Origin of the sequence: Haliscomenobacter sp., from assembly GCF_040403615.1 — a bacterium.
Lineage (GTDB): Bacteria > Bacteroidota > Bacteroidia > Chitinophagales > Saprospiraceae > Haliscomenobacter.
In genome coordinates, this window is record NZ_JBBAKG010000136.1 from 5278 (window position 1) to 13509 (window position 8232).

The window sequence follows — 8232 nt, forward strand, 5'->3', positions numbered from 1 at the left end:
TGTCTATCCGCGATGGGCAATACCGCTACTTTGTCAAAGTGGCCAATCGGCTGGAAGGCCCCTCTGATATCGCTCAGCTTCCAGTGCGTACGCCCGGAGGGGTAGTGCCATTGGAGCGCCTGGCCAAAGTGGAAACCATCACCGAAGTGCCCTCTGGTTATCACCTCTACAATGGTCGAGAAGGGTTGGTCATCACGGTGCAAAAACAACCCCTGTCGAAGATGAACGAGCTTACCCCCAAGATTCTTGAAGCCGTAGCATCTTTTCGGAAAGATTACCCCCAAGTGCGTTTTGCCCTTACCCAAGACCAAACCTTTCTGCTCAACGCCGGCATCAGCAATTTGTATCAGGATTTATTGTTCGGTGGTATTCTGGCCATCGCGGTGTTGTTTCTTTTCCTGGGCAATATTGCTTCTCCTACCCTGATGGGCATCAGCATTCCAGTATCTTTGATCATTACCTTTGTATTTTTTTGGGCCTTTGGCATCTCGCTCAACATCATTTCTCTTTCGGGGCTGGCCCTGGGCATCGGCATGTTGATCGACAACTCCATCGTGGTACTGGACAACATCACCCGCAAACGCCGCAGTGGTTTGTCCATGATTGATAGCTGTAGTGTTGGTGTTCAGGAAGTTACTGCCCCTGTGATCAGTCAGGTTTTGACCACGGTAGCCGTGTATGCCCCTTTGGTGCTGATGAGTGGACTGGCTGGAGCCCTGGTATACGATCAGGCCATTGCCCTGAGCATCTCTTTGGGTGTTTCGCTATTGGTGGCTTTTGTTTTGGCGCCGCTGTTGTATCGTTTGTTTTTGCGCAGCGAACCCGAACAACTGCGCGAAGACACCCGTTTTTTTCGCTGGGTAGCCAAGGGCTATCACCGCTTGATTGATTTTGTGTTTCGGTTTAAGGCATTGTTTTTGGTATTTACACTGGGGCTGATGCTGTTGGGAGGATGGATGGTATCCAATGCCCCGATTGCCGCTTTGCCAAAATTGGAAAGACGGGAAACCCTGTTGAGGCTGGATTGGAATGAACCCATTGATGCACAGGAGAACTTGCGCCGCATGCAGGAGCTGGACAGAATCATCAAGCCCTACAGCCAGGTGCGAGAGGCTGAAGTTGGCCTTCAGCAATTTTTGTTGCAGCAGGAAGACAATTCCGTGGCAAGAACCGATTTCTACTACGCCTGTAACTCCCAACCGGAACGTGAAAAGCTGGATGCAAAAGTAAGTCAATGGCTCAAGACCCACTACCCTCAAAGTCTGTTTGAATTGCGGGATGCCCCCAATGCATTCACCCAGTTGTTCAGCAGCAACGCCCCTTATTTTGAAGCAAAAATTAAACCAGCCAATGGGGGATTCAATGCAACATCGCTCGCCGCCCTGAACCAGCACTTGCCTCAATTGCTGGCCACCAATGGTCAAAAAGGCGCTGGCTTGCAAGAAGAACCAGGAATCGAACTGCTGATCGATGCCAACAAGATGGCACACTACGGCGTATCCAGCAGTAATGTGCGGGATCACCTGCAACACTTATTTGGCCAGTTCAACATCACGGAAATCAAACGTTTTGGCTCTGTAAAACGCATTCGTTTCAGCACGCCAGAAACCAATGACTGGGAGCAAAAGCTCCAAAACAGCATTCAGGGGCAAAACAATCAGTATTATCCCTTGCGCGAATTTGTACAGGTGCAAATGAGCAGCAATTATAAATTCATTACCGCCGATAAAGGTGGGGAGTACAAATCCATCCTTTTTACCAATCCTCAACTCAATTACGGCGAACTGCAGGATAAAATGTCTACCTGGGGCAATAATCACGGATTTTCACTCGATTTTAGCGGGCGTTACTTTGAAGCCAGAGAAAACCTGCGCTTGCTTTTGCAAATTTTTGCCATCTCCATCGTATTGCTTTATTTTATCCTTGCGGTACAATTTGAAAACCTGGTGCAGCCCCTGCTGGTCATGCTGACCATGCCATTGGGGGTGTTTGGAGCCATGCTTTTGCTCTACGCCAATGGGGCCGCGCTGGATGTAATGGCGGCGATTGGTTTTGTGGTCGTACTGGGCATTATCGTGGACGACCCAATTTTGAAAGTGGATACCATCAATCGACTTTTGGCGCAATACCGGGAGCAAGGAATGCCGCCCCGACAAGCCCTAGAGCGCGCCATTTACGATGCTGGAGATATTTGTTTAAAGCCTTTGCTCATGACTTCGCTCACCACCAGTTTGGCATTGGTGCCCGTACTTTTTACCTCTGGGATTGGAGCTGATTTGCAAAAAACCTTGGTGTACGTCATTGTCGGAGGACTTACCATTGGGACGTTTTTCACCACTTGCTTTATTCCTTTGGTATACTGGCTGACGGCGAAAAAGAATTGAATTGATTCAGAATGAGACAAAGTATTTATGTTTTTTGGGTATCATCAGTGCTACAAATCTCCAAAACCCCCTCATACGCCTCCTTCCAGCCCCTCCAGCCATCTTCTGCATAAAAGGAGCTGTTGTGCCAAAGCGTGCAAAGTGGTCCACCCAAACTGTGTACTTCTGTGTGTAAAGTTTGAATGCGCTCCAATGCCTGCTGGGCATTCAGACCCAGGTACTGCTGCATGGTCACATCCATGGCTACAAAAGGGTGAATGATCAGTTTGGTGCAAGTTTCCTTTTCCAGATCGTACCAGGGATAAGGAACGGCAGTACCTGCCCGAAAACCGGTATCATCGGAGAATCCCATCGAGAAATCAGCTTTAATGCCGGCGGCGATCAGTTGGCGGTAGGTTTCAGGAAAACGCAGTTTGAGGAAATGTTGCCGACTGTGCAAAACGGCTTGTCCGCTGATGCTTTCCAGGCGGTTTTTTTCCATCCCAATGCGCTCCGGTTCGGTATTCGACCAATAAGAAGGATGGAGTCCGATTGAGTAATTTACGGACAACCCTTGAATCAGCGCTTGCTGAGCCGGCAATTGATGCGAAGGGTTGGTATCGTATGCGGATGAATCGCCGACCAGGAAAAAAAAGCGGGGTTTTAAACCGAATTTTTCATGCCAGGCCTGAAGTTGGGCAAAACTGAAAAATGGGTCATTCTGGGGATTGAACCAGGCCTTCAAGCGGTCTTGCAACCTCGATCGCTTTGCTCGCAAAACATCCTTGGCGGCCCCCCCCAACTGTTTCCACCAGGGGCGGAAGCAAAATGCCCAGGGCATATCAATATCGTAAGTTGGCGCAAAAGAGTAGGGGAGGGCTTGCCAGGAAAAACCTGGATTGCGTTGCTCCAAGTTTTGAAACAAGGCCAACAACCAGCGCTGTACCACCGCCAAATGCAAAAAGCCTTCCCGCTTGGCCAAGCTCTGTGCTGCCGTAAATCGCCCAAACCGATCAGGGGCAAAAGGCAAATATTCTTCGTAGCGACTCAGTATGTAAAAACTTCCCGCAAAAACATCGGCAGGCAATTGACCGGAGTCCGTGGAACCAAAGTCAAGCCAGGGGCAACCCTCCACCCATTTTGTATGTATAGGATATGGCTGTATGGTAGACTCAAACAACAAGGATTCGGGGCGAATCCACAACTCATTGGGGTCTATCGGGGTTGCGCTGTAATTTATTTTTGCCCCGAAAGAACCGACATAGGCATTTTTGTCGTATACCCATTCATAGGAATGAGGACACAGGTGCTCAAACAAAATCTGGAGTACGTAGGCCAGGCGGGACGAATAAATGGGGCAAAAAAGTACTATGTGCATAGAAAAAATTGTCTTTTCGGGAAAAATGACGCGCAAAATGCAAACCTTTTCCTGGAAATTCGTACATTTAAATCAGCGACTTGGTAAACAAATTCTACTACAATACGCTTTTAAAGTTAACACTGTTTCGGAAAAAAAACCGAGGATCATGAAAAATAGCAACATACGCATCATATGCCTGGCTTTAAGCCTGTGCTTGCCCCTTCTTGCAGCGGCACAACAGACTCTTTCTTTGGGGCAAAACAACTACCAGAGTCGTAAAGGGGTGGTGTACAACAAAGAAGTAGCCTTCAATTTCAAGCCACACACCAACGGTTTGGCGGCAGGATTGCAATTTGGCAAAATCAAGTCCTACAATCGCACTGCTTATTGGGGCATTGAACTGGGCGAAATCAAGCACGTCAAGGAAACCCGTCAGAACAAGAGCAACCAGATCGCAGCCTTGGAAGGTGCTTTCCGGGGTTTTGTGTATGGCAAGCAAAATAATTTTTATGCCTTGCGTTTGACTTTTGGTGAAAAACGCTACCTCTCCGAAAAAGCCCGCCGCAAAGGTTTGGCTTTGGGGCTGGATTATTCTGCTGGCGCAAGTTTGGGCATCCTGAAGCCTTATTATTTGTTGCTCCGTTTTGTACCAGAAGACTTTAACCGAAATTTCCGCAGCGAAAGATATACCGCCGAAAATGAAGCCCGCTTTTTGGACATCAACAGCATTTACGGCGCAGACAGCTTTTCCAAAGGCCTGGGTAATTCCAGCTTCCTTCCTGGCGGACACGCCAAAGTATCCCTGCACTTCGACTGGGGTGCTTTTGATGAGTTCATCAAAGCATTTGAAGTGGGCATCATGGCCGATTTTTACCTGAAAAAAGTACCCATCATGGTGGAGACACCCTCCGCACCCAATGTACAGAACCAACCTTTGTTTTTGAACTTGTTCTTGAACGTACAGTTGGGTAAGCGGTCTTAATTCAGCAATATCCTGGGCACTACTTACATTCAGCTTCACACAAAAAAACCTTACGGAAGGTATGAAAAATCTAAATTTTTACGGGCTGCTGTGCATATTGCTAGCGGCCTCTACTGCTTGGGCACAACCTGCTGCGCAGGTAGATGTGTTGAAAAGTTTACAAGAAATTGCCATCATCGATCAAAAAGTGATGATGCCCATGCGCGATGGGGTGCGCCTCGCAACCGATATTTACCGACCCAAAGGCGACAAGAAAGTTCCGGTTATTTTTTCCAAAACTCCCTACAATTTTAATTCCTGGAGCAACGGGGAACAGCGCAATGGTACTTATCAGGCCGCATTGGAAGCGGTAAAGCGAGGCTATGCCTATGTGGTGCAAAATGAGCGCGGCCGCTACTTTTCTGAAGGAAACTGGGATATCCTCGGCCCTCCGACCACCGACGGATACGATGCCGTTGACTGGTTGTCGAAACAAGCCTGGTCCAATGGAAAAGTTGCGCCAATCGGTTGTTCATCTACGGCAGAGTGGCAAATGGCAGTAGTGGCCTTGAATCACCCGGCATTGGCTACCTTCATTCCTCAGAGTTTCGGAGCTGGCGTTGGTCGGGTAGGAAAATTCTACGAGCAGGGCAACTGGTACCGTGGTGGCGCCGGACAAATGCTGTTCACTGCCTGGTTGTACGATGTGCAAAACGATGAGATTCGCCCCCAATTCCCGCGTGATGCCACCCAGGATCAGCTCATTCGTGCCGCCCGCTCCTTTGACCTGGATCCCGAACGCGAACGCATCGACTGGTCGAAAGGATTGGCACACCTGCCTTTGCAGGACATCGTCAAGAAAGCCAATGGCCCCAAAGGAGTATACGAAGACATGATTCGCCGCAAGCCCAATGATCCTGCCTGGTACAAAGGAGGCTTGTACCACGACAATATGCCCATCGAGCGACCAGGATTTTGGTTTGTTTCCTGGTACGATGTATCGAGCAGTCCAAATATCGCCTTGTACAACCATGTGCGCAATACCGCCAAAGACCCCAATGTGCGCAACAACCAGTACCTCGTAATTGCTCCGGTGCTGCATTGCTCTTACAAACGCGCTACCGAAAACACCATCATAGGCGAGCGCAGTGTAGGTGATGCCCGCCTGAATTACGACGATTTGACCTACGGCTGGTTTGACTACTGGTTGAAAGGCGAGCAGAATGGCATCCTGCAAAAAACGCCCAAAGTGCAATACTATACCATGGGCTTGAACAAGTGGCAAAGCTCGGAAGTATGGCCACCCGCCAACGCTCAAATGACGACTTACTTCCTCAACAGCGGCGGCAAAGCCAACAGCTTGTACGGTGATGGCAAACTGAGTACTACCGCGCCAAAGTCGGATGCGCCGGATGGATTCACCTATGACCCACTGAATCCGGTTCCTTCCTACGGCGGTAATGTATGCTGCACGGGAAATGCCGTACAAGGCGGCGCTTATGATCAGCAAAAAATGGAGACCCGCAACGATATTCTGGTGTATACCACCGAGCCTCTGGCGGAAGGAGTGGAAGTCAGCGGATTCATCGAAACCACGCTTTACGTATCCTCGGATGCAAAAGATACGGATTTTACCATCAAGCTGATCGATGTTTATCCCGATGGGAAAGCCTATAATCTGGATGAAACCATTCAGCGCTTGCGCTACCGCGAGGGGTATGAAAAAGAGGTGTTCATGGAAAAAGGCAAAGTGTACAAGGTGGATTTGTCGGTCATGTCGACCAGCAATTACTTTGAAAAAGGCCACCGCATCCGCATTGAGATTTCCAGCAGCAATTTCCCCCGCTTTGACCGCAATATGAATACCGGAGGAAACAATTACGATGAAGCGGTAGGGGTAATTGCACGCAACAATGTGCACCATTCAGCGGTTTATCCGTCGCAAGTGCGCTTGCCTATATTAAAAAAGTAAGAGATCAGGGATGAGTTATGAATTATGAAGGATGAGTTGTGAAAGAAAAATCGAAAATAACTCATAACCCATAACTCATAACTCACAACTCATCCCTATTTTTGTGTTCTAAAGTGGAGAGAAGAAATGGTTGAATTACCTGTTGTAAGCAAGGAGAGTAACGAAAATGGCCGCACCCGTAAACCAGATTGGTTGCGTGTAAAGCTTCCTATTGGCCCCAATTACCGCAAAGTGCGGACTTTGGTGGACGAATACAAGCTGCACACCATTTGTCAAAGCGGCAATTGTCCGAACATGGGCGAATGCTGGGGCGCAGGTACCGCAACTTTTATGATCCTGGGCAATACTTGTACCCGCTCCTGTTCTTTTTGCGCGGTAAAAACTGGCCGCCCCAACGAATACGACGCCGATGAACCACGCCGGGTAGCGGAAGCCATTGTGCTGATGCAGGTCAAACACGCGGTGATCACTTCCGTCAACCGCGACGAACTGGCCGACCGCGGTGCCGAAATCTGGCACCAAACCGTTCGCCTGGTCAAAGAAGCCTCTCCAACCACCACCATCGAAACGCTTATCCCCGATACCAAAGCCAACTGGGAAGCCCTGGAGCGCATGATCTCCGCAGGCCAGGAAGTGGTGTCGCACAACATGGAAACCGTAGAGCGCCTGTACCGCAAGGTGCGCCCCCAAGCGAAATACCAGCGCAGCCTGGAACAAATACAACGCACCAAGGACTACGGCAAACGCACCAAATCGGGCATCATGGTTGGTTTGGGCGAAACCCAGGAAGAGGTCTTCAAAATCATGGATGACCTCGTGGCACATGGCTGCGACGTACTCACCATTGGACAATACTTACAGCCCACCCAAATGCACATCGCGGTAGCGGAATTCATCCATCCTGATGTGTTTGCGCTGTACCAGGAAGTAGGCTTGAGCAAAGGCTTTAAGTTTGTGGAAAGTGGGCCGCTGGTGAGGTCGAGTTATCATGCGGAGCGGCATTTGTAGGGGTAAGTAATATTATCGCATTTGATCCAAATCTCCTTCCCAACGTAGTTTCCCACGCAGTTCACGTAGTGCAGCTTGCTGTAGCAGTTGGATGTAGAGCTTTAACGCCTGCTCTACCACTGCTTTTTTAGTCTCAAGGCCACTAAGATTGATGGCTTGATCCATTAATTGGTCATCAATGACGATATTGGTTCGCATGTATACACCTATTTTGAGGTGAATATACATATTGTTTAAATGAATAGCAAAAAAAATGAGTTAAGTAGAAAATTACAGGATGCACAACTTTTGGTAAAAAAGCTGGTACCTAAATGGGTGATGAAAATTAAAGGTAAAAATGCGTAAAAAGGCCAAACGTATTTTGGCCTCACTCTGTCTCCCACTTTCCCTTAACTGGTCTAAAAGATCATTCATTCTAGATTTTGCGCATCAAAACTGTTGATCCAAAATATATCGATTTTCTACCTTCGTATGCAAAATTCATAGTAGCTTTAAGCGCCTTGCCGTCAATTTCAACTGCGGCAAAGCGCGAGATAGGGGAAGGTGAGTTGCGGTAGTACGAGAGTTC

At 48.6% G+C, this 8232-nt stretch carries 6 protein-coding genes; 4 read left to right on the plus strand and 2 right to left on the minus strand.

Annotation, left to right across the window (positions count from 1 at the left end; genetic code table 11):
- Positions 1-2384 (plus strand): efflux RND transporter permease subunit (locus tag ABW391_RS25960; protein ID WP_353484820.1); only part of this gene is annotated, 2384 nt, incomplete at its 5' end.
- Positions 2385-2409: 25 nt separating this feature from the next.
- Here the strand turns inward: ABW391_RS25960 and ABW391_RS25965 are convergent.
- A complete protein-coding gene (locus ABW391_RS25965) occupies positions 2410-3741 on the minus strand; it encodes a polysaccharide deacetylase family protein (protein ID WP_353484821.1) in 1332 nt (443 codons plus the stop codon).
- 148 nt (positions 3742-3889) lie between these two features.
- On the opposite strand from ABW391_RS25965, the gene ABW391_RS25970 reads away from it, so the two are divergent.
- From ABW391_RS25970 to lipA, 3 genes are all read left to right on the plus strand, one after another.
- Positions 3890-4705, plus strand: a complete 816-nt coding sequence (locus tag ABW391_RS25970) for a hypothetical protein (RefSeq protein WP_353484822.1) — start codon at positions 3890-3892, stop codon at positions 4703-4705.
- Positions 4706-4766: 61 nt separating this feature from the next.
- Entirely contained in the window at positions 4767-6656 is a 1890-nt protein-coding gene (locus ABW391_RS25975) for a CocE/NonD family hydrolase (RefSeq protein ID WP_353484823.1), read from the plus strand.
- A gap of 126 nt (positions 6657-6782) precedes the next feature.
- Positions 6783-7664: a lipoyl synthase gene (gene lipA / locus ABW391_RS25980; protein ID WP_353484824.1), complete on the plus strand. Its 882-nt coding sequence runs from the start codon at positions 6783-6785 to the stop codon at positions 7662-7664.
- A 12-nt stretch (positions 7665-7676) separates the two neighbouring features.
- Here lipA and ABW391_RS25985 read toward each other — a convergent pair whose 3' ends face one another.
- Positions 7677-7862 (minus strand): type II toxin-antitoxin system VapB family antitoxin, encoded by a 186-nt coding sequence (locus tag ABW391_RS25985; RefSeq protein ID WP_353484825.1) that lies wholly within the window; start codon positions 7860-7862, stop codon positions 7677-7679.
- Between the last annotated feature and the right edge of the window lie 370 nt (positions 7863-8232).

What these genes read in the sequence shown, in the direction of transcription:
- ABW391_RS25965 (WP_353484821.1), bottom strand. Translation starts at nt 3,741, where the DNA reads ATGCACATAGTACTTTTTTGCCCCATTTATTCGTCCCGCCTGGCCTAC.
- lipA (WP_353484824.1), top strand. Translation starts at nt 6,783, where the DNA reads ATGGTTGAATTACCTGTTGTAAGCAAGGAGAGTAACGAAAATGGCCGC.
- ABW391_RS25975 (WP_353484823.1), top strand. Translation starts at nt 4,767, where the DNA reads ATGAAAAATCTAAATTTTTACGGGCTGCTGTGCATATTGCTAGCGGCC.
- ABW391_RS25985 (WP_353484825.1), bottom strand. Translation starts at nt 7,862, where the DNA reads ATGCGAACCAATATCGTCATTGATGACCAATTAATGGATCAAGCCATC.
- ABW391_RS25970 (WP_353484822.1), top strand. Translation starts at nt 3,890, where the DNA reads ATGAAAAATAGCAACATACGCATCATATGCCTGGCTTTAAGCCTGTGC.